This window comes from Aeromonas oralensis, from assembly GCF_049665575.1.
Classification (GTDB): Bacteria; Pseudomonadota; Gammaproteobacteria; order Enterobacterales; family Aeromonadaceae; genus Aeromonas; species Aeromonas hydrophila.
This window is the reverse complement of sequence record NZ_CP187186.1, coordinates 1,355,066-1,375,666: the sequence shown is the minus strand read 5'-3', so window position 1 is coordinate 1,375,666 and position 20,601 is coordinate 1,355,066. Positions and strand designations below refer to the sequence as shown.

Sequence of the window (20,601 nt, the reverse complement as noted above, 5' to 3'; positions counted from 1 at the left end):
TGCAAAACATGGAATTGACGGACGTACTGCTCACCCTGGCGGGTCTGATGACCGCCGGCATCATTCTCAAGAATCGCGCGGTGACCCAGCCCGACTGGGACAAGCTGCCTACCCTGCCCGAGTACCTTGCCCGCCATCCCGAATGCGCCACCGACGATAGTGAAAACGCCAGCTGCTGTGCCTGCGGTTCGCACAAGGTGCTGTTCAACCCGCTGACCGGCGCCGGCGATTACCGTTTGCGCCACACCTGCCTGGCCTGCGGCAAGGTGCTGTTTCGCAGCCGCGCCATTCTCTGACAGATTCATATATCAACTAGATGAGTGAAGGGACGCCCAGTGAGTGACCGAACCGCAGCCGCCCGTTGGCGCTGGCTTCGCCAACATATAAAAACATTGCGCAATGCTGAGCTGGAACCCGAAGAAAAGGGGACGACTTGGCGCTTTGCGGGATTGCTCGTGGCGGCCATTCCTGCCCTGACAGCAGCGACCTACCTCCTGGGGATGGCCTATCACTATGGCTATACCCTGGCGTTTAACCTCGACTATGCCGAATTTTCTCCGCCGGCAGATTATCTGCTGGCCTTTGGCCTTCTCACGACTCTCAATATGCTCAAACCCTGGATGTGGCCTGTATTGGGTAGCATATTCACGATTTTCTTTATGGCTTTTACCCTCATCACTTGCTCCCGCGGCAGACTCCACCTCACCTGGTTATGGCAAACGTCGTGTTTATACCGCTGGCTGGTAACACGAGCCAAAAAACGCCGACGTTACCCCGCCCCCTCTCTTTTCAGAGCATTTGTTTGGATGGGGAATAACTATTACAAATTTGCCTTCTTGTCGTTATCCGTATTGATCCCCGTCATGGGTGCGCTCTGGTTCTTTGTGAAAGGTGTTGAAGAGGCACAAACACAGATCACCCGCCTCGGGCAAGACAAATGGCCGCAGACTGAGGCCCATAGTCAGTCTCCCCTGCTGGGGGATGAGCCCCATATCCGCATCGCCTGCAACGCTTCCCACTGCGCCTATCGCCTCAAGGGGGGTGATACTCTGATCCTGCGCTTCGATCAGATAGAAGAGACCCGCTATCGGCCTGACAAGGCCGTCTCGAAATAGCAACCGCCGCCCGAGGGCGGCGGTGCGCTATCTGGCCAGCAGCTCTTGCAGTGCGCTGATCAGGGCATCGAGGCCTTTATCTACTTTTGAGCGAGGACAGCCGACGTTGAGGCGAAGATAGCCTTTGCCTTCGGCGCCATAGGTGTCGCCGCGCATGATGGCGACCCGGTACTTTTCCACCAGCAAGGTTTGCAGCGCATCCATCCGCTCGGTGTTGTCGATGCCAAGGCCGCTCAAGTCAATCCAGGCGAGATAGGTCCCCTCGGGCACCCGATAGTCGATGGCGGGGAAGGCGGCGTTGAGCCGCACCGCCACCTGGGTGAGGTTGCCGTGCAGATAGCTTTTCAGGGCATCGAGCCAGGCAGCGCCGTCCCGATAGGCGCTGATATGGGCCAGCACCCCGAGAATGGGGGGCGATGAGAGGCCGTGGGCCGCCTTGAGCCGCTGCAGATAGCCGGCCCGCGCCGCTGCGTTGGCAATAAAGGCGTAGGCGCCACCAAGGGCGGGGATATTGAAAGATTTCGAACCCGAGCTCACCAGCGCCCAGTTGTCATCCTGCGCCACCTCGCTCCACGGCAGGTAGCGGGCAAAGCTCACATCCATATGGATGTCGTCCGAGATGACCTTGACCCCGTGGCGCTGACAGATAGTGGCCATCCGGCCGAGCTCATCCCGCGTCCAGACCCGGCCGGTGGGGTTGTGGGGGCTGCACAGCAGCAGGATGCGGCAATCGGGGCGAGCGGCTTGCTGCTCGAAGCAGGCCCAGTCTATCTGGTAGATCCCCTGCTCTTTTTTAAGCGGGCAATGCAGCAGCACCCTGTCGTTGGCGGCCAGCATATTGCCGAAGGCATCGTAGGCGGGGGTATGTACCAGCACGCCTTCGCCGGGCGCTGACCAGAGGCCCACCAGCTGGGCGATGATGTAGATGACCGAGGGGCCGTAGACCAGCGTGTCTGGGTCAAGCTGCGCCCAGTAACGGCGGGCGAACCAGTCGCTCACTGCCCCCTTGAAGTCATCGTGATTCCAGCGGCTGTAACCAAAGACCCCGTGCTCAAGGCGCCTGGCCAGGGTCTGGCGAATACAGGGGGCAGTCTCGACATCCATGTCGGAGATGGTAAAGGGGAGCAGGTCGGCGTGGCCGAAGCGGTCGGCCACATAGTCCCACTGGGTGCAGTAGGTGCCGTGGCGATCGACGACGCGATCAAAATCAAAGAAGTCGGTATTGGGCATCTCTTTCTCACCAGTAAAACAGCAATGAACAAGGGAGCATGGCGCCCCCCGACGCAGGGTAACAGAGGGCCGACTCAGGCCCCCATCAGGCTCTGCAGCTGGTTTTTCACCAGATGGACCTGGGGCCCGATCACTACCTGCAGGTTGTGCTCGTCGAGCTTGATCACCCCGATGGCGCCGTTCGCCTTCAATACCTTGTCATCGACCCGGCTCATGTCCTGCACCGACATCCGCAGGCGGGTGATGCAGTTATCGAGCGCCAGGATATTGTCGGCGCCGCCCAGGGCGTTGAGGATGATTTCACCGTTGTAGCCGCTGTTGCCAGCCTTCTTGCCTGCGGGCTGGGCAGCCTCGCTGGCTTCAATCTCGCGGCTCTCTTTTTCACGGCCAGGGGTTTTGAGGTTGAAGCGCACGATGGCAAAGCGGAACACCCCGTAATAGATGGCAAACCAGATGGCGGCCGCCACCGGTACCAGATACCACTTGGTGGCGGTGCCCTGCAGCACGCCGAACACCAGAAAATCGATGAGGTTGCCGTCTGTGTTGCCGATGGTGACGCCGAGCAGCCCCATGGTCATAAAGCCCAAACCCGTCAGGATGGCGTGAATGACGTAGAGCACCGGCGCCACGAACAGGAACAGGAACTCCAGCGGCTCCGTGATGCCACCGATGACGCAGGCCACCACACCGGAGACCAGCAGCGCCTTGATCTTGCCGCGATTTTCCGGGCGGGCGCAGTGATACATGGCGAGCGCCGCTCCCGGCAGGCCGCCCAGGAAGGCCGGCATCTTGCCCTGAGAGAGGAAGGAGGTGGCCGACACCGAGAACTGGGTAGTGTCGGCGCAGGAGAGCTCGGCATAGAAGATGTTGAGCGCGCCGCTCACCTCGTTGCCGCACACCAGCGACGTGCCGCCCGCCTCGGTAAAGCGGATGAGCGCCACCAGAATGTGGTGCAGGCCGAGCGGCAGCAGCAGCCGCTCACCGGTACCGAACAGGAAGGGACCGAAGGGGCCGGCGTGGGAGATGAGCGTCCCGATGCCGTTGATGCCGGCGGCAAACCAGGGCCAGACCAGGGGCACCACCAGACCGACCACCCCCAGCACGATGGCGGTGATGATGGGCACGAAGCGGGCGCCGCCGAAGAAGGCGAGCGCATCGGGCATCTGGTAGGTGTAGAAACGGGCGTGCAGCTTGGCGACGATCACCCCGACGATGATGGCCCCCAGAATACCGGTGTCGATGGAGCTGATGCCGAGGATGGATTTCACCCCGTAGGCCTTCTCCGCCGCCCCATCACCGATGACGTTGGCCACGGTCAGGTAGAAGTTGATGGAGAGGTTGAGCGCCGCATAGCCGACGAAACCGGCAAAGGCCGCCACCCCCTTCTCTTCGCGCGCCAGTCCCAGCGGAATGGCCACCGCGAACATCACCGGCAGGTAGATAAAGGCCACCAGCCCGACCTTGGTCATCCAGAGGAACAGCAGTTGCAGCACGGTATTGTCGAGAAAGGGCATGCTCTGCTTGACCGCATCGCTGGTGAGCGAGCTGCCGACACCGAGCAAAATGCCCGAGAAGGCCAGCAGGGCGACCGGCAGCATGAAGGTCTTGCCGAGGCTCTGCAGGAACTCCCAGATGGTGGATTTGGCGGGGGACTTGGCCATGTGTCAGATCCTTGTGAGGTGAGGGTCATTCGATACGCCTGCCCGGTAGCCTCCCTGACGGATGGCAACGGCGAGGCGTATCTGGTTTTGCTGGATGATAAAACGTTTTATCAACTCACAAGTGCCGACAGGATCACAGTTCAACCGCCCTGCTGGACGCTGTTCCTCAAATTTGTGAGGCAGATCCATGGGCGCGGGATGTAACGTTTCACTCGGCAACCCAAGCGGGTATGCTGTGCACCTCGTCTCTTCGCCTTGATCGCCACCGCCTGCCTATGTCGCCCAAACCGCTGCTCGCCAACAACCCCAAGATCACCGACGTGGCCCGGCTGGCCGGGGTCTCGGTCACCACCGTCTCCATGGTGCTGCGCGGCAAGGGGCGCATCTCGCCGGCCACCGCCGAGCGGGTGCAGCAGGCGATCAGGGAGCTCGACTACGTGCCCAACAGCGCCGCCGCCAACCTACGCAGCCAGCAATCCAACCTGGTGGGGCTGATCCTGCGCGACATCACCGACCCCTTCTATACCGAGGTGACCGCCGGGGTGAGCGAGGTGTTGGAGCAGCAGGGCTATCTGCTGTTTCTGACCCAGTGCGGCCACAGCCCAGAGCGGCTGCAGCAGAGCATCCAGTCCCTGTCGCGCCAGGGGGTGGCGGGCATCATCTTCAACCCGGTGCGCGGCGCCGCCGCCAAGCCGCTGGAGCACCTGCTCGGCTCGGCGCTGCCGCTGGTGTGCGCCGCCCGCTCCTACTATCGAGACGACGTAGACTTTATCGGCCCGGACAACACCCACGCCGCCCAGCAGGCCACCACCTATCTCATCGAGCAGGGCCACCGCCATATCGCCTACGTCGGCGGGCGGGCCGATTCCCTCACCCGCGCCGAGCGCATCGGCGGCTACTGTGCCAGCCTGCTGCAATACGGCCTGCCCTTCAAACCGGAGTGGGTACTGGAGTGCGAGCGCACCCAGCGCAGCGCCGCCGACACCATCGCCCAGTTGCTGCACCGGCACCCCAAGGTGACCGCCGTGCTCTGTCACTACCCGGAGGTAGCCCTCGGCGCCATCTACGGCGTCGAGGCGAGCGGGCGCAGCGTAGGCAAGGACAACTACGTCGGCCAGCAGGTGGCCCTGCTCGGCTTTGACGACGTGGCGGAGGCCGAGCTCACCTTCCCCGCCCTTACCTTCGTCAGCTCGCCGGCCCGCGACATCGGCCGCCAGGCCGCCCTGCGCCTGCTGGCCCGATTGCAGCAACCCGAGCTCGCCCCCACCCGCCATCTCATCATCCCCAGCCTGCAAAAGCGGGCATCGGCCTAAGCTGGCTGGGCAAGCCTGCTGCAGCCCGGAAAGTTGCTCCACCCGCCATATCATCACCGCTCACCAACAAACCTCAAAAGCGGGCATTGGCCTGAGGCACACAGTTGTAGTGCGCAGGCAAGGGGTTGTTGTGGTCAAGCAGAAAAGCGCGAGCGCAAAAATGTGAGCCTGCTCACTGGGTTAGCAAGGAGAGATTGAGAGCCAAGTGGAGAGGGATATGATGGGCGCCCACTCTCTTCACGAGCCCCTGTATGAGCAACCCGCACGACCAGAATCCACCGAGTGAAATCCATCGCTGTGACAAATGCCGGGAGCGCACCCGCCATATCGTGGTGCTGGTCGCCCGCGATCACACTCAGGACATCATGCCCAAGGATCCGCGCAAAGCCTTCTGGCAAGCCTTTACTTCCAGCAGCATCACCAACTGGGCGTTTGGCGAAACGCTGGCTTACCAGGCCACCCATGTAAAGCACCTGATCTGCGAGCGCTGCGGGGAGAAGTTTCTGGAGTATTGAGTGGCTGCTGCCCCTGACAAGAGGCAAAGCTCAGCTTGCGGTCGCCGCGCCAAGCGGACATATAACACCCACCTAATGAGCAATTTATTGATCTCTGGCAGGTTTTTGCCCGACTGCGGTTTTACCCTGCCTCTCTCTCGATTAATATGCCCCACTTGGCAACCACTTTTGCAGAGATAACCCTGTGCAGCCGTTTCGCCATCCACCACATCGCCGGATAACAGCAGCAGGCTGGAGGCTGTAATCCACGGGCGGTAGCGTGGAGATTGGTTTATTTATTCGGCTTAATAAGTAGGTAGTAGAATCGTGCAAGGGAAAATTATTAATCTTCTTTAGCAAAAAGTTGACGTCATTAATAGCAAGAATATCTATTAGAGTTATTAAGAACGGCTGGAAACAATATTAAATCTTAAGCCACCATTAATTAATGTAATTTAATACTAGCAAAGGATTTCACCACATGGATAATAGTCCTTTCGGCTCACGGAACGTTATTGAATCCATAATATCAGAAGAGAAACTACGAAGTTTCTTAGTCGGATTCGACCTAGATAGTGATGGCACATCTCAATATAGATGGCGCTTACTTATCAACAAAATAATAAATGTTATTCATGAATTTTCTTTTGGCTTTCACGAAGGTACAGTAACCCATAACACAGAAACTGTTGATAAAATAGTTGAAGCAGCGAATGCAATCTATAAAATAGACGAATTTCAACGGGTCAGGGATATATATAATAATAATGGTAGTATAGATGATGATATTAATGACAAATATTTAAGAAGAGGTGAATTTGGTGAGTTAATTCTTCATTTAATTTTAAGAGACCAATTTAATACCATACCACTACTATCCAAAATTTATTTCAAAGACTCTTTAGGTCATACTGTTCATGGTTTTGATTGCGTTCATATTGAACCAGAGAGCAAGACTCTGTGGTTAGGTGAATCAAAGCTCTATCTCGACCCTAAACGGGGTTTAAATGAATTAATAAATGATATTGAAGAGCATTTCAAGGTTGACTATCTAGATGCTGAATTTAGTTTAATTGCAAAGAAAATAAAGCACTTTGATAACATACCTGAGTCTGAACACTGGAAAATGTTATTGTCATCATCTTCCAAACTAAAAGATAAGTTAAATGAAATTTACATCCCATTATTGTGTACATATAGTTGTGATTTGTTTACAAAGTATAATGATGAAACTGACATTAATTTTATTGATGAATATGAAAAGAAAATACGCAGCTTAAATGCATACTTTGAAAGTAAGAACAATCATCCTTTAAAATCAAAGCTAAAAATAATAATAATATTATTCCCGGTGCAATGTAAATTAACTTTAGTCAAAAAACTACATAACAAGCTATCGTTATTACAAGCTATTGGAGATTAACATGAGTGATATCGTATATAAACTCAACCAGAAGCAATCATTTGATTTTTCAGAAACATTTAATATTTATCGTGAATGTGCATCACAACTGATCCAAAATGAAACTTCTGGCATTGATACATTAATAAAGATACTTAACTCAAAAAGTAAACTGTCTTCATCCTTAGACAATATGCTGGCTGATTTAATCGAATCGGTTGGATTCTATCCATATCTTGAAAAAGAAGATCTTAATCTATCTTCAACAAGTGCGAAGATAAGGCGAGCAACAAACATTTCTTCAAATATAGTAAACAAAATCTTCCATGATGAGCAGAAACATATTTTAAAGTTATTAGAGTCCGGTAAAAATGTTATTGTTAGCGCACCAACCAGCTTTGGCAAAAGCTTGTTAATAGAAGAAGTGGTCGCCTCATTAAAGTATAAAAATATTGTTGTCATACAACCTACATTAGCGCTTCTAGATGAAACAAGAAAAAAACTGTCAAAGTATGAAGAACATTATAAAATAATTGTAAGAACATCTCAGGAAGCTACTAATGAAAAAGGCAACTTATTCCTTTTAACATCTGAGCGAGTTAATGAATATAATAACATCCCAAAGATTGACTTTATTGTTTTAGATGAGTTCTATAAATTAAGCTCAAAGAGAGATGATGAGAGAGCTGACTCATTAAATAATGCTTTTAGAAATATACTCGTCCGGTTCAATCCACAATTTTATCTACTTGGTCCGAACATAGATGGAATATCAGATGGCTTTGCGGATAAATACAATGCTATTTTTTATCAAACAAAGTACAACTTGGTAAGCTGTGAAGAAATAAATATATATAAAGAACACGATGGCCTTTTTGGTGTAAGAGGAAATAAGAAAACTCATAAAGAACATGTGCTGTTCGACCTACTTTTCAATCTTAAAAATGAAAGCACAATTATTTACTGCTCATCCCCGACTAGAGCCAGATACTTATCAGTTCAATTTTTAAAATACCTAACCAACAAAAAAGAACGCATAAAAAACAAAGAGTTGTCCATTATTGAATGGATAGAGAAATACATATCAACACAGTGGTCATTAATTAATTGCTTAAAATATGGCATTGGGGTTCATGATGGTGCTTTACAGAAGCATATTACATCCTCTGTAATAGACTACTTTAACAATGGCGAACTTAATTTTCTTTTTTGCACTGCAACAATTATTGAAGGTGTAAATACAACAGCGAAGAATGTTATCTTTTTTGACCCAACAAAAGGAAGTGGCACTCCCATTGATTATTTCGATTACTCAAACATCAAAGGAAGGGCAGGACGACTAATGGTTCATTACGTTGGTAACATATATAATTTCAACCCACCCCCGAAGCATAACAAAACATATATTGACATCCCTTTTTTTGAACAAAACCCTATATCTGATGAAATTCTTATAAATATAGAAAATGAGGATGTACTTGATAAGACAAGTGAACAATATTCATATATATCTAGTCTTCCACCAAAAGAGCGTGAGCTATTTTCACGAAATTCATTATATGTAAAAGGTCAAGTTTCATTAATATCTAAGCTGCGTGCTGATATTCTAGAAAAATATCATCTAATATGCTGGGATGCGACCCCGACATATAAGCAACTTGAGTATTGTCTCGAACTAGCATGGGATTACTTGATAAAACCAGGCGAGAATGTAAAACCTATGACTAAGAAAAAAATAGTCAAAGTAACTTTCGACTATGGGTTTAATAAAAGCATACTCGAGTTAGTTAAAAGCAGTTTTCAATATAAACGCGGCCTTGAATCAAAGGAAAATGTAACTGATGATGAAATTCTAGATGAATCAATAAAGGATAGTTTTCAAATACTTAGGCATTGGTTTCAATACAAAATTCCAAAATGGTTACTTGTCGTAAATGAGCTTCAAAAGTTTGTGTGTAGTGAGCTTGGCATAAAAGCGGGTAATTACACCTTTTATGCTACATCTATTGAAAGCGACTTCATACGTGAGAACCTTACAATTCTTGCTGAATATGGAATTCCAAGATCCGCAATTGAAAAGATTGAGAAATATATAAGCAAGGATATAAACCAAGACTTGGTACTGAAAGAAATATTTCATAAAAAAATATATGACAAGCCTGAATTTTTAAATTACGAACGAGAAAAATTAATATCAAACTATAACGAAAGAAATAAGTCATGACCAATAATACATAATCGCAATCGTATATTCTGAGGTATTTACAAACACCATACACGCATATTTATCTGCATTCCCCTAGCTACCACTAGTAGGATCGGTGGCTGGACGCTCTGAAAATGGGTAGGGTGCAATAAGCACAGCTCATTGCACCTCTACTTTCTAGTCCCCAGATATCTGTTCCAGAAAAGAGCCCGTAGGTTCGAATAGCGGAGCGTATTCGGACGTTCGCGTTATCACCTCTATCTTTTCAGCCATCCCCTCTCTTACCACCCTATCTGTACAAACAGGCGGTGCAATTCACTTTGTTCATTGCACCCTACGGTGCGTCTATGGCTGTGGTTTTTCTTGCCCGTTGCGGTGGGCTGTCTGGCACCGATGGTGCAACCCATTTATCCAGCTTGTTCTGCTCACGTCTCCCCTGCGCCCCCTCTCGCTTCCCGCCAACGAAGCCATTTCTGTGCGTTGGCTCACATCCCGCAGCCGTTTTTCACCTCACAAATTTACAGAAAGAGCGCTCCCATCCACTAAGTAAAAACTCACCACACGGCCAAGGCGCTGAACCACACACAAACACAACCAATTGATTTTAATCATTAATTAAAATACTAGCGATTCAATCCGCCCCCGTTTCAGCAGCTATTCAGCTTTGCGATCAGGGTCACACTCGAGGTGATGTCGCACAAAAATCCAGTATTTCGCAGTTTTGTCCGATAGGTGCGCGGCACTGCGGGCGGGATAATAGTGGGGTCACTTTTGTCTGCATCTCTTGGGCGGTAGCCCAGGAAAAGATGCCAACAGGCTCCGGCCAGGAGCAGGGAGAACGCCATGATCACCACCCTTATCAACGAGCAGCTGATCGCGCTCGATTTAAAGGCCACGCGCAAGGAGGAGGTCTTCACCGAGATGACCCGTCTGCTCGCGGCGCAAGGCAAGGTCAGCGACGAGCAGCAGTTCATCAAGGACTTGTGGGCCCGGGAAGAGCTGGACAACACCGGCTTTGAAGAGGGCGTTGCCCTGCCCCACGCCAAAAGTGCGGCAGTGAGCACCCCGGCGGTGGCCATCGGCATCAGCCGCGCCGGTATCGATTACGGCGCCGAGGATGGCAAGCCCTCCCGGCTGTTTTTCATGATTGCCTCCCCGGCCGGTGGCGCCAACCACCATATCGAGGTGCTGGCCGAGCTCTCCGCCAAGCTGATTGAAGAGGGCTTTATCGATGCCCTGCTGGCAGCCAAGACGCCTACTGATGCGCTGGCCCTGCTGCTCGAGAAGAAAGAGCCGCCAGTGGCCGCCCCGGCCGCCGACAAGGGGTTGATCATCGGCGTCACCGGCTGCCCCGCCGGCATTGCCCACACCTATCTGGCGGCGGAATCTCTGGAGCGCGCCGCCAAGGAGCTGGGCTTTGAGGTGAAGGTGGAGACCAACGGCTCCATCGGCGTCAAGAACAGCCCGACTGCGGCCGAGATCGCCCGTGCCAGCGCCATCGTGGTGGCCTGTGACAAGCAGGTGGACATGGCCCGCTTCAACGGCAAGCCGCTCATCAAGACAGGCGTGAAGGCCCCCATCAAGGATGGCAAGGGCCTGATCGAGCAGGCGCTCAAGGCCCCCGCCTATGTGGCGGACAAGGATGAGCGCAAGAGCGAGGAGAAGAGCGCAGGCGGCAGCTCGGATCTCTACCGTTATCTGATGAACGGCGTCTCCCACATGATCCCGTTTGTGGTCACGGGGGGTCTGCTGATCGCCCTGGCTCTGGCTATCGGCGGCGATCCGACCCCGAGCGGCATGCAGATCCCGGCAGGGAGCATGTGGAACCAGATCCTCAACGTGGGCGTGGCCGCCTTTACCCTGATGATCCCCATTCTGGCGGGCTATATCGCCTACGCCATCGGTGACCGTCCGGCGCTGGCACCGGGCTTTATCGGTGGCTGGATCGCCAACAACGGCAGTTTCTACGGCGCTGACGCCGGTACCGGCTTTATCGGTGCCATCATCGCGGGCCTGTTGGTCGGTTATCTGGTGCGCTGGATTGCAACCCGCCACTACCACAAGATGGTGCAGCCGCTGGTGCCGATCCTGATCGCCCCCATCGTCGGTTCCCTGTTTATCGCTGCGGTCTTCATCTTCATCATCGGTGCCCCCATTGCCGACATGATGACGGGTCTGAACGCCATGCTGCTCTCCATGAGCGGTGGCAGCCTGGTACTGCTGGGGATCGTGCTGGGGGGCATGGCCGGCTTTGACATGGGTGGCCCGGTCAACAAGGTGGCCTTCCTGTTCTCGGTAGGCATGATCGCCTCCGGCCAGACCCAGTTCATGGGCTCCATGGCCTGCGCCATCCCGGCTGCCCCCCTTGGCATGTCGCTGGCCACCGTGCTCGGTCGCAAGCTCGGCATCTTCGACGCCACCGAAATTGAAGCGGGCAAGGCTGCCGGCGCCATGGGCCTGGTGGGGATCTCCGAGGGCGCCATCCCGTTCGCCGCCCGTGATCCGCTGGCCGTCATCCCGGCCAACGTGCTGGGCAGCATGACCGCCGCCGTGATGGCCTTCCTGTTTGGCATCACCAACAGCGTCGCCCACGGTGGCCCCATCGTGGCTCTGCTCGGCGCCGTCAACAAGCCGCTGCTGGCGCTGCTCTGCATGATCTGCGGCGCCATCGTCACTGGCGTGGTGGCAGTTGCCCTGAAAAAGCTGCGGGTCAAGAAGAGTGACGAGGTGACCCTGGCCAAGGCCGCCTGATCCCCGCCCAACCAAGCCTCCCTGCTGGGAGCGACCAAACCGGACGAGGCCACCTGCGGGTGGCCTCCTCTTTTGTCGGGTTCGAGAGAGCCCGTTCACCTCTGCTGTACGACGCCGGCTTGTGATCCTCTTCACGCTTCGCGGCCCGGATCCCGCCAAACTAGGAAATTTTCCTACCCCCCTAGGGATGGCTCTCACGCCATTTGCAGCGCGCCTCATTAAAGTCACGCTACCTGATGTGGTTACCCGACCCGCGCCATGGCGCAAGGGACGGGCATGGGTTCAATCGACAGGGGCTCGCCGTGCACCGCGCCCGCTTCCTGTTGTTCTTTCCGTGGCGTGACCTCCAACTCCAATCAAAAAGGGAGGAACGCGGCGGAAACAGCGTCTATCTCGCAGAGGATGAACGAAGATGTTTAAACTGCTCGAACAGGTCCGGGTCCCCACCCTGAACCTGCCGGTCGAAGCCCGGCGCAAGCTCTGGTTCAAACCGTTTATGCAATCCTATCTGGTTGTGTTCATCGGTTACCTGACCATGTATCTGATCCGCAAGAACTTCAACATTGCGCAGAACGACATGATCCAGGAGTACGGTCTCTCCATGACCGAGCTCGGCATGATCGGCCTTGGCTTCTCCATCACCTACGGGGTGGGCAAGACCATCGTCTCCTACTATGCCGATGGCAAGAACACCAAGCAGTTCCTGCCACTGATGCTGATCCTCTCCTCCCTCTGCATGCTGGGCTTCAGTGCCAGCATGGGTGGCACCGGTTTTAGCCTCTACCTGATGATCTTCTTCTACGCGGCCAGCGGTTTCTTCCAGAGCTGTGGCGGCTCCTGCAGCTACTCCACCATCACCAAGTGGACGCCCCGCAACAAGCGCGGCACCTACCTCGGCATGTGGAACCTCTCCCACAACGTGGGCGGGGCCGGTGCGGCCGGGGTGGCGCTGTTCGGTGCCAACTACCTGTTCGATGGCAACGTGCTTGGCATGTTCATCTTCCCCTCCATCATCGCGCTGATCGTCGGCTTCATCGGCCTGCGCTTTGGTAGCGATTCGCCGGAAGCCTATGGCCTGGGCAAAGTGGAAGAGCTGTTTGACGAAGTGGCCAGCGAAGAAGATATCGCCACCGAAGAGCAGCAGCTGACCAAGTGGCAGATCTTCGTCAAGTACGTGCTGATGAACAAGGTGATCTGGCTGCTCTGCTTTGCCAACATCTTCCTCTACGTGGTGCGTATCGGTATCGACCAGTGGTCCACCGTCTATGCCCACCAGGAGCTCGGCTTCTCCAAGGAAGTCGCCATTCAGGGCTTTACCTTCTTCGAAGTGGGCGCCCTGGTCGGTACCCTGATGTGGGGTTATCTCTCGGATCTGGCCAACGGTCGCCGTGGTCTGGTGGCCTGTATCGCGCTGGCGCTGATCATCGCCACCCTGGGGCTCTACCAGCACGCCACCACCCAGTTCATGTTCCTGGGCTCCCTGTTCCTGCTTGGCTTCCTGGTGTTCGGTCCGCAGCTGCTGATCGGCGTGGCCGCCGTGGGCTTCGTGCCCAAGCAGGGCATCAGCGTGGCCGATGGCGTCAAGGGCACCTTCGCCTACCTTATCGGTGACAGCTTCGCCAAGCTGGGTCTGGGCATGATTGCCGACGGTACCCCCATCTTCGGCCTGACCGGCTGGACCGGCACCTTCGCGGCGCTGGACATGGCCGCCGCCGCCTGTCTGGTGCTGATGGCCTGCGTCGCGGTTGCCGAAGAGCGCAAGATCCGCCGCATCAAGCGGGAGCTAAAAGCAGCAACCCTGGCGACCCAGTCCGCCTGAGCCCAGGCATCCGCCCAAGCAGACCGGGCAGCCACTGCCCGGTCGCACGGTTTCACTCCGTAGTGTGCATTCGGCCCGCCCTCTGGCGGGCCGTTTTTTATCCCCTCTTTTCCCCACTTGTCCCTTTTGGGGCCGCAAAAGCGCTCACCCCTTGCCCATCCCCTCAGTAGAGCGCAGTCGGGATCCCATTTTTGCCTCCGTCTCTTTGGCAAGGCCGCCCCTTGGCGCTATCTTGTTGCCCCACCCGAATTTGCCGTGAGAGCCCATGAAGATCCTCGCCGTCACCGCCTGCCCCACCGGCATCGCCCACACCTACATGGCCGCCGAGGCGCTGCAAAAAGCCGCCGACAAGCTGGGGCTCAAGATCAAGGTCGAAACCCAGGGGGCCATGGGGCTGGAGAACATCCTCACCGCCCGCGACATCGCCGGCGCCGATCTGGTGCTGATCGCCTCCGATATCGAGATTGAGCAAAAAGATCGCTTCCTCGGCTGTCCCATCCACCAGGTCGCGCTGGAGGCGGTGCTGCTCGATGCGGTGGCCGTGCTCAAGACCGCCGCCCCCGGCGTCTGAATGCTGATCCGCGAGATCTCCTTTCACTGCCGGCTGGGGCTCACCATCACCCAGGCCAAGCAGTTGAGCCGGCTGGCCGGGCTGTTCAAGTCCCATATCCAGTTCATCAACGTCACCCGCCATCAGGCGGTGGAGGCAACCAACCAGCTCTCCCTGCTCACCCTGGCCACCCAGCCCGGCGATCTCTGTCTGCTGCTGATCGAGGGGCTGGATGCCGAGCTCGCCCACATGGCCTTCACCTGCTGGTGCGTGGAGCTGGGCCAGCCGCTGGGGCGCCCCGGCAGCGCCGCCCTGGCCGAGCTGCGCCTCGGCCAGGCGCTGCCCGACTATTGCTTCACCCTGGCTCAACTTGGCCATGCCACGGCGCCCCTCGACAAGGGCCAGGCACTGGCGGTGCTGGTAGATCTGCTGCCCGCCGCGCTGATAAGCGACAGGCCAGCGCTGGAGCAGGCCATCGCCGCGCGCGAGCAGCTGGCCGCCACCATCATCCGGCCCGGGCTCGCCATGCCCCACGTCATCTGCCCCGCCATCAGCCGCCCCGCGCTCTCGCTGCTCAGCAGCAGCGAGCCCATCGAGTGGGGCTCCGTACTCGGGCCGGTGCAGACCCTGATTTTGCTGGCGGTGCCCACCGGCCTGGCTCCCGAGCGGTTGCGCCCCCTCACCCGGCTGGCCCGCGCACTGATGGACGAGCAGGTAGGCACCGCACTGCGGCACGCGAGCTCGGCTCCCGCCCGTCAGGCCATCGTCATCGATGGCCTGCTCGGCTGAGCGGCTGGCCTCCCGTCCCCGTCGTTCATGCCCGCGACAGCCCCCTGTGGTACACTCGCCCTTCCCCTGTTTTTGGTATGCATGCGATGAAATCAACCCGCCCCCGTCTCTCCCTCTCCGCCCGTCCTGACGCCGAACGTTCAGCCAGCAGACCCGCCGCCACGGCGCGCCCATCCCAACACCGGGAGGCGCAACACGCCACGAGAGACAAGGAAGGCGGGCGCAAACCGGCCCCCGCCCCGGCCGATCGCAAGCTGCTGCTCTTGAACAAGCCCTACATGGTGCTCTGTCAGTTCACCGACGAGGCAGGCCGCGAGACCCTCAAGGATTACATCAAAGAGCCCGGCATCTATGCCGCAGGCCGGCTCGACCGCGACAGCGAGGGGCTGTTGCTGCTCACCAACGACGGCAAGCTGCAGGCGCGCCTCACCCAGCCGGGAGAGAAGACCCCCAAGACCTACTGGGTGCAGGTGGAAGGAGTGCCGAGCGAGGAGAAACTGGCTGCTCTGCGCACCGGGGTCGAGCTCAACGACGGTATGACCCTGCCCGCCGGGGCGCGCATCATGGATGAACCTGCGGTGTGGCCACGCAACCCGCCCATTCGCGAGCGCAAGGAGATCCCCACCTGCTGGCTGGAGATCAAGATTGTCGAGGGGCGCAACCGCCAGGTGCGGCGGATGACCGCCCACATCGGTCACCCCACCTTGCGCCTTATCCGCTACGCCATCGGCAACTGGACCCTCGATGGGCTGGCACCGGGGGAGAGCCGTGCCCTGCCCGCTCCTGAACTGGCACCGACGCCGCGGCCAGCTGCCACGCAAGGTAAAGCACGAAAGCCGCAAGGGACAGGCAGCAACAGTGCACCGCGAGCGGCTCGCCGCCTCCAGCATCAGGGCCAAGAGCTGGCACCCGGCCAAGGGCGGGGCAGCCGCGAGGCCGCGCCGCGCCCCGGCAATCGCAGCGGCGGGCGCGGCACCGCCCGTCGCCCGGCCCGCAGCAAGCCGTCGGAATGACACGAGTAAGCCATTTGGCCAGCGTGCCGTCATATGAACAGCACACTTGAATCCAGCGCCCCCGCCGGGGCACAGCCAACCAGACAAGGAGTCCCTATGAGCGATCACCCACCGCTGCCCACCCGCCTCACCGTGGCCGCCCTGGTACACTGGCAGGGCCGCTTCCTGCTGGTGGAAGAGGAGATCAAGGGCCAGCGCCGCTTCAACCAGCCTGCCGGCCATGTGGAGCCGGGGGAAGATCTCATCCAGGCGGCCTGCCGCGAGCTGAAGGAAGAGACCGGGCTCACCGCCGCCCCCACCGGCTGGCTCGGGGTCTATCTCTACAAGCCGGCGGACAGCGAGGCCACCTTTGTGCGTACCGCCGTCATCTTCGACCTTGAAAAGGCGCCGGGTCAGCACCATCCAGAGGATCCTGACGGCGACGTGCTGGCCTGCCACTGGCTCACCCTGGCGGAGATCGCCGAGTGCAAAGCGGCCCTGAGAAGCCCTCTGGTGTGGCAGTGCATTCAGGACTATCTGGCCGGCACCAGGCTGCCACTGTCGGCCCTCAAGGCCTTCATTTAAGAGCCGTTGGAAGCTCTTTTTGACGCGATGGGGCCGAGACAAGAAAAACGATTTCCTGCTGCCGGGTTCCTGATGGGAACGGCGGCATGGATATGTGACCGGGGGCGCGAAATTCTGGTAGAATACGCCCCGTTTAAACGAACTGGTAACTTCGACTAATGACAGACAACAGCCAAATCAAGGTGATCGTCGGCATGTCCGGCGGCGTGGATTCTTCCGTCTCGGCCTACCTGCTCCAGCAGCAGGGCTATCAGGTCGAAGGCTTGTTCATGAAGAACTGGGAAGAAGACGACACGGACGAGTACTGCTCTGCCGCCCAGGATTTGGCTGATGCCAAGGCCGTCTGCGACAAGCTGGGGATGAAACTCCACACCATCAACTTCGCCGCCGAGTACTGGGACAACGTGTTCGAGCACTTCCTCGAAGAGTACAAGGCCGGCCGTACGCCGAACCCCGATATCCTGTGCAACAAGGAGATCAAGTTCAAGGCGTTCCTGGAGTTTGCCGCCGAAGAGCTGGGGGCCACCTACATCGCCACCGGCCACTATGTGCGCCGTGACGACAGCACAGGCCGCCCGCGCCTGCTGCGTGGCCTGGATACCAACAAGGATCAGAGCTACTTCCTCTACACCTTGAGCGAAGCTCAGGTGGGTCAGAGCCTGTTCCCGGTTGGCGATCTGGAAAAGCCCGAGGTGCGCCGCATCGCCGAGCAGCTCGATCTCATCACCGCCAAGAAGAAAGACTCCACCGGTATCTGCTTTATCGGTGAGCGCAAATTCAAGGACTTCCTGGCCAAGTTCCTGCCCGCCCAACCCGGCCCCATCGAAACCGTCGATGGCAAGGTGATCGGCGAGCATCAGGGCCTGATGTATCACACCCTGGGCCAGCGCAAGGGGCTTGGCATCGGTGGGCGCAAAGATGCCACCGAAGAGGCCTGGTACGTGGTCGACAAAGAGGTCGAGCGCAACACCCTGGTGGTGGCGCAGGGCGAACATCCCCGCCTCTACTCCGATGGTTTGATTGCCAGCCAGCTGCACTGGGTGGATCGCACCCCGATCCGCGAGCCGCGTCGATGCACCGTCAAGACCCGCTACCGCCAGCAGGATATTCCCTGCCTGATCCAGCCCATCGATGATGAAACCATCCGGGTCATCTTCGACGAGAAACAGGCTGCGGTCACCCCGGGTCAATCCGCCGTCTTCTACGACGGGGAAGTGTGTCTGGGCGGCGGCATCATCGAGCAGCGTTTCAGCCATCCGGTCTAAGGGCTGGGCGCTCACGAGCGTCCGCGCTGTACTCCCTTCTCCCCTCGCGGGAGAAGGGTTGGGGTGAGGGGGTAACCACCCTCACCCTGACCCTCTCCCTGAGGGAGAGGGGACAAAGACAAAACAGCACAAGGCAGCGATACATGATTGGCAACTTCCGGGCCGGATCATGGCATCGGCCGGTGAATGAACAGAACAGGGCTGTGAAGATATGAGCGACAAATTCCAAGACAGAACCATGGCCTTTGCCGGCATCTGCCAGGCCGCCTATCTGGTGCAGAAGGTGGCCCGTGACGGCAGCTGCGACGAGGCGGCCCTGCGCGAGAGCCTCTCCAGCATTCTGGTGACCAACCCGAGCCAGCCGCTCGAGGTGTTCAACAACACCCACCTGGCCATTCGCGACGGCTACCGCGCACTGGTCGAGCAGCTGGGCGCCGATGGCAACCAGAAGAATGCCGAGCTGACCCGCTACGTGGTGAGCCTGATTGCGCTGGAGCGCAAGCTGGCCAAGCGCAAGGACATCCTCAACATGCTGGGTGAGCGGATCAGCCAGATTGGCCGCCAGCAACAGCACTTCGATCTGCTCGACGAGCAGATCCTGGCCAACATGGCGAGCATCTACAGCGATCTCATCAGCCCCATCGGGCCGCGCATCCAGGTGGCGGGTACCCCGCTGTTCCTGCAGCAGCCGCTGGTGCAGCACAAGGTGCGCGCCCTGCTGCTGGCAGGCATCCGGGCCTGCGTGCTGTGGCGTCAGCTCGGTGGCAGCCGCACCCAGATCATCTTCGCTCGCAAGAAGATGGTGGAGCTGGCCAAACGTTACTAATCATCGACTCGCGCGCAGGCCGAGGGACGACAGCAAGGCGGGCAGCCGCACATCCCCTTGCTGACACCCTGGGCCCACGCATGAGTGGATACGGATCCCCCACACCAATCATCAGGAGTTCACCCCATGGAGCTGTCCGCGCTGACTGCTGTTTCCCCGATTGACGGTCGTTATGGCGACAAGGCCGATGCCCTGCGCCCTATCTTCTCCGAATTCGGCCTGCTGCGTTTTCGCGTCGAAGTCGAGGTGCGCTGGTTGCAAAAACTGGCCAGCCACGCCGGGATACCGGAAGTCCCTGCCCTGAGCGCGGCCGCCAGTGCCCTGCTCGACGGCATAGTCCAGAGCTTCAACGAGCAGGATGCCGCCCGCATCAAACAGATCGAGCGCACCACCAACCATGATGTGAAAGCGGTGGAGTACTTCCTCAAAGAGAAAGTCGAAGTGAACCCGGAGCTGGCCGCAGTCAGCGAGTTCATCCACTTCGCCTGCACCTCGGAAGACATCAACAACAACTCCCACGGCCTGATGCTGAAAACCGCCCGCGAAGAGGTCATCAAGCCTTATTGCGAGAAGCTGATTTCCGAGCTCAAGCGCCTGGCTCACGAGTATCGTGACATGCCGCTGCTGTCCCGTACCCACGGTCAGCCGGCCACCCCGAGCACCATGGGCAAGGAGATGGCCAACGTCGCCTACCGGCTGGAGCGCCAGTACAAGCAGATCATGGCGGTGGAGATCCTCGGCAAGATCAACGGCGCGGTCGGCAACTACAACGCCCACATCAGCGCCTACCCGGATGTGGACTGGCACCAGTTCTCCGAGGAGTTCGTTACCTCCTTGGGTCTGACCTGGAACCCCTACACCACCCAGATCGAGCCGCACGACTACATCGCCGAGCTGTTCGACGCCATGGCCCGCTTCAACACCATCCTGATCGACTTCGACCGCGACGTGTGGGGTTACATCTCCCTGGGCCACTTCAAGCAGCGCACCATCGCCGGCGAAATTGGCTCCTCCACCATGCCGCACAAGGTCAACCCCATCGACTTCGAGAACTCCGAAGGCAATCTGGGTCTGGCCAATGCCGTGTTCCAGCATCTGGCGAGCAAGCTGCCCATCTCCCGCTGGCAGCGTGATCTGACCGACTCAACCGTGCTGCGCAACCTGGGGGTGGCGGTGGGTTACTCCCTGATTGCCTATCAGGCGACCCTCAAGGGTATCTCCAAGCTGGAAGCCAACGACGCCGCCATGGCTGCCGATCTGGATGCCAACTGGGAAGTACTGGCCGAGCCAATCCAGACCGTGATGCGCCGTTACGGCATCGAGAAGCCCTACGAGAAGCTCAAGGAGCTGACCCGTGGCCGCCGCGTCGACGCCGAAGGGATGCGTACCTTTATCGACACCCTGGAGTTGCCGGAAGCGGTCAAGGTAGAGCTGAAGAAGCTGACCCCGGCCAACTACATCGGCGACGCCCAGCGTCTGGTCGATCTGCTGAAATAAGCGGATAAGTGACACCACCGGGGCCCTGTGCATGATCTGCAACAGGGCCCCGGTTATTTTATGTGGCACCCTATACACCCTTTGCAAGAGGTCTTGCCCGAGGCCA

The 20,601-nt window shown here is 57.2% G+C and carries 17 protein-coding genes; 15 read left to right on the top strand and 2 right to left on the bottom strand.

All coding sequences use genetic code 11. The features are described 5' to 3' along the window. Nucleotides 1-8: 8 nt before the first annotated feature. Both ACPDZI_RS06695 and ACPDZI_RS06690 read left to right on the top strand, forming a co-directional pair. Nucleotides 9-296: a hypothetical protein gene (locus tag ACPDZI_RS06695; RefSeq protein ID WP_438834230.1), complete on the top strand. Its 288-nt coding sequence runs from the start codon at nt 9-11 to the stop codon at nt 294-296. 39 nt (nt 297-335) lie between these two features. Continuing rightward, a complete protein-coding gene (locus ACPDZI_RS06690; RefSeq protein ID WP_323902317.1) occupies nt 336-1,115 on the top strand; it encodes a hypothetical protein in 780 nt (259 codons plus the stop codon). A gap of 27 nt (nt 1,116-1,142) precedes the next feature. On the opposite strand, the gene ACPDZI_RS06685 is transcribed toward ACPDZI_RS06690, so the two are convergent. Both ACPDZI_RS06685 and malX read right to left on the bottom strand, forming a co-directional pair. Next, nucleotides 1,143-2,345, bottom strand: coding sequence for a MalY/PatB family protein (locus ACPDZI_RS06685; RefSeq protein ID WP_438834229.1), 1,203 nt, complete (start codon nt 2,343-2,345; stop codon nt 1,143-1,145). Between the two features lie 74 nt (nt 2,346-2,419). Continuing rightward, a complete protein-coding gene (gene malX / locus ACPDZI_RS06680; protein WP_076361252.1) occupies nt 2,420-4,006 on the bottom strand; it encodes a maltose/glucose-specific PTS transporter subunit IIBC in 1,587 nt (528 codons plus the stop codon). Between the two features lie 275 nt (nt 4,007-4,281). Between malX and ACPDZI_RS06675 the strand changes: the two genes are divergently transcribed. The 13 genes from ACPDZI_RS06675 to purB all read left to right on the top strand — a co-directional run bounded on the left by ACPDZI_RS06675 (nt 4,282) and on the right by purB (nt 20,495). Continuing rightward, a complete protein-coding gene (locus ACPDZI_RS06675) occupies nt 4,282-5,319 on the top strand; it encodes a Mal regulon transcriptional regulator MalI (RefSeq protein ID WP_438834228.1) in 1,038 nt (345 codons plus the stop codon). A gap of 251 nt (nt 5,320-5,570) precedes the next feature. After that, nucleotides 5,571-5,834 carry a hypothetical protein gene (locus ACPDZI_RS06670; protein ID WP_016350086.1) on the top strand — a complete coding sequence of 88 codons (264 nt, stop codon included), beginning with the start codon at nt 5,571-5,573 and terminating at the stop codon, nt 5,832-5,834. A 460-nt stretch (nt 5,835-6,294) separates the two neighbouring features. Further along, entirely contained in the window at nt 6,295-7,236 is a 942-nt protein-coding gene (locus ACPDZI_RS06665) for a HamA C-terminal domain-containing protein (RefSeq protein WP_438834227.1), read from the top strand. A 1-nt stretch (nt 7,237) separates the two neighbouring features. Beyond that, entirely contained in the window at nt 7,238-9,439 is a 2,202-nt protein-coding gene (locus ACPDZI_RS06660) for a DEAD/DEAH box helicase (protein ID WP_429120294.1), read from the top strand. An 825-nt stretch (nt 9,440-10,264) separates the two neighbouring features. Then, on the top strand, nt 10,265-12,172 hold the full coding sequence (locus tag ACPDZI_RS06655; protein ID WP_438834226.1) for a PTS fructose transporter subunit IIABC: 1,908 nt from the start codon (nt 10,265-10,267) through the stop codon (nt 12,170-12,172). Nucleotides 12,173-12,584: 412 nt separating this feature from the next. Beyond that, nucleotides 12,585-13,991, top strand: a complete 1,407-nt coding sequence (gene uhpT / locus ACPDZI_RS06650) for a hexose-6-phosphate:phosphate antiporter (RefSeq protein ID WP_029303556.1) — start codon at nt 12,585-12,587, stop codon at nt 13,989-13,991. A gap of 265 nt (nt 13,992-14,256) precedes the next feature. Then, the gene (locus ACPDZI_RS06645) at nt 14,257-14,562 is read left to right on the top strand and encodes a PTS fructose transporter subunit IIB (protein ID WP_017409976.1); all 306 of its coding nucleotides are present in this window, start codon (nt 14,257-14,259) and stop codon (nt 14,560-14,562) included. Further along, nucleotides 14,563-15,330, top strand: a complete 768-nt coding sequence (locus ACPDZI_RS06640; protein WP_438834225.1) for a PTS sugar transporter subunit IIA — start codon at nt 14,563-14,565, stop codon at nt 15,328-15,330. 77 nt (nt 15,331-15,407) lie between these two features. Continuing rightward, nucleotides 15,408-16,343, top strand: coding sequence for a pseudouridine synthase (locus ACPDZI_RS06635; RefSeq protein ID WP_438834224.1), 936 nt, complete (start codon nt 15,408-15,410; stop codon nt 16,341-16,343). Nucleotides 16,344-16,439: 96 nt separating this feature from the next. Further along, complete coding sequence (locus ACPDZI_RS06630; protein ID WP_017409973.1) at nt 16,440-16,907, top strand: NUDIX hydrolase; 468 nt, start codon at nt 16,440-16,442, stop codon at nt 16,905-16,907. 158 nt (nt 16,908-17,065) lie between these two features. Further along, a complete protein-coding gene (gene mnmA / locus ACPDZI_RS06625; protein ID WP_268030314.1) occupies nt 17,066-18,172 on the top strand; it encodes a tRNA 2-thiouridine(34) synthase MnmA in 1,107 nt (368 codons plus the stop codon). A gap of 211 nt (nt 18,173-18,383) precedes the next feature. Continuing rightward, the gene (gene hflD, locus ACPDZI_RS06620; RefSeq protein ID WP_060388888.1) at nt 18,384-18,998 is read left to right on the top strand and encodes a high frequency lysogenization protein HflD; all 615 of its coding nucleotides are present in this window, start codon (nt 18,384-18,386) and stop codon (nt 18,996-18,998) included. Nucleotides 18,999-19,124: 126 nt separating this feature from the next. Next, nucleotides 19,125-20,495 carry an adenylosuccinate lyase gene (purB, locus tag ACPDZI_RS06615; protein ID WP_017409972.1) on the top strand — a complete coding sequence of 457 codons (1,371 nt, stop codon included), beginning with the start codon at nt 19,125-19,127 and terminating at the stop codon, nt 20,493-20,495. The last annotated feature ends 106 nt before the right edge of the window (nt 20,496-20,601 follow it).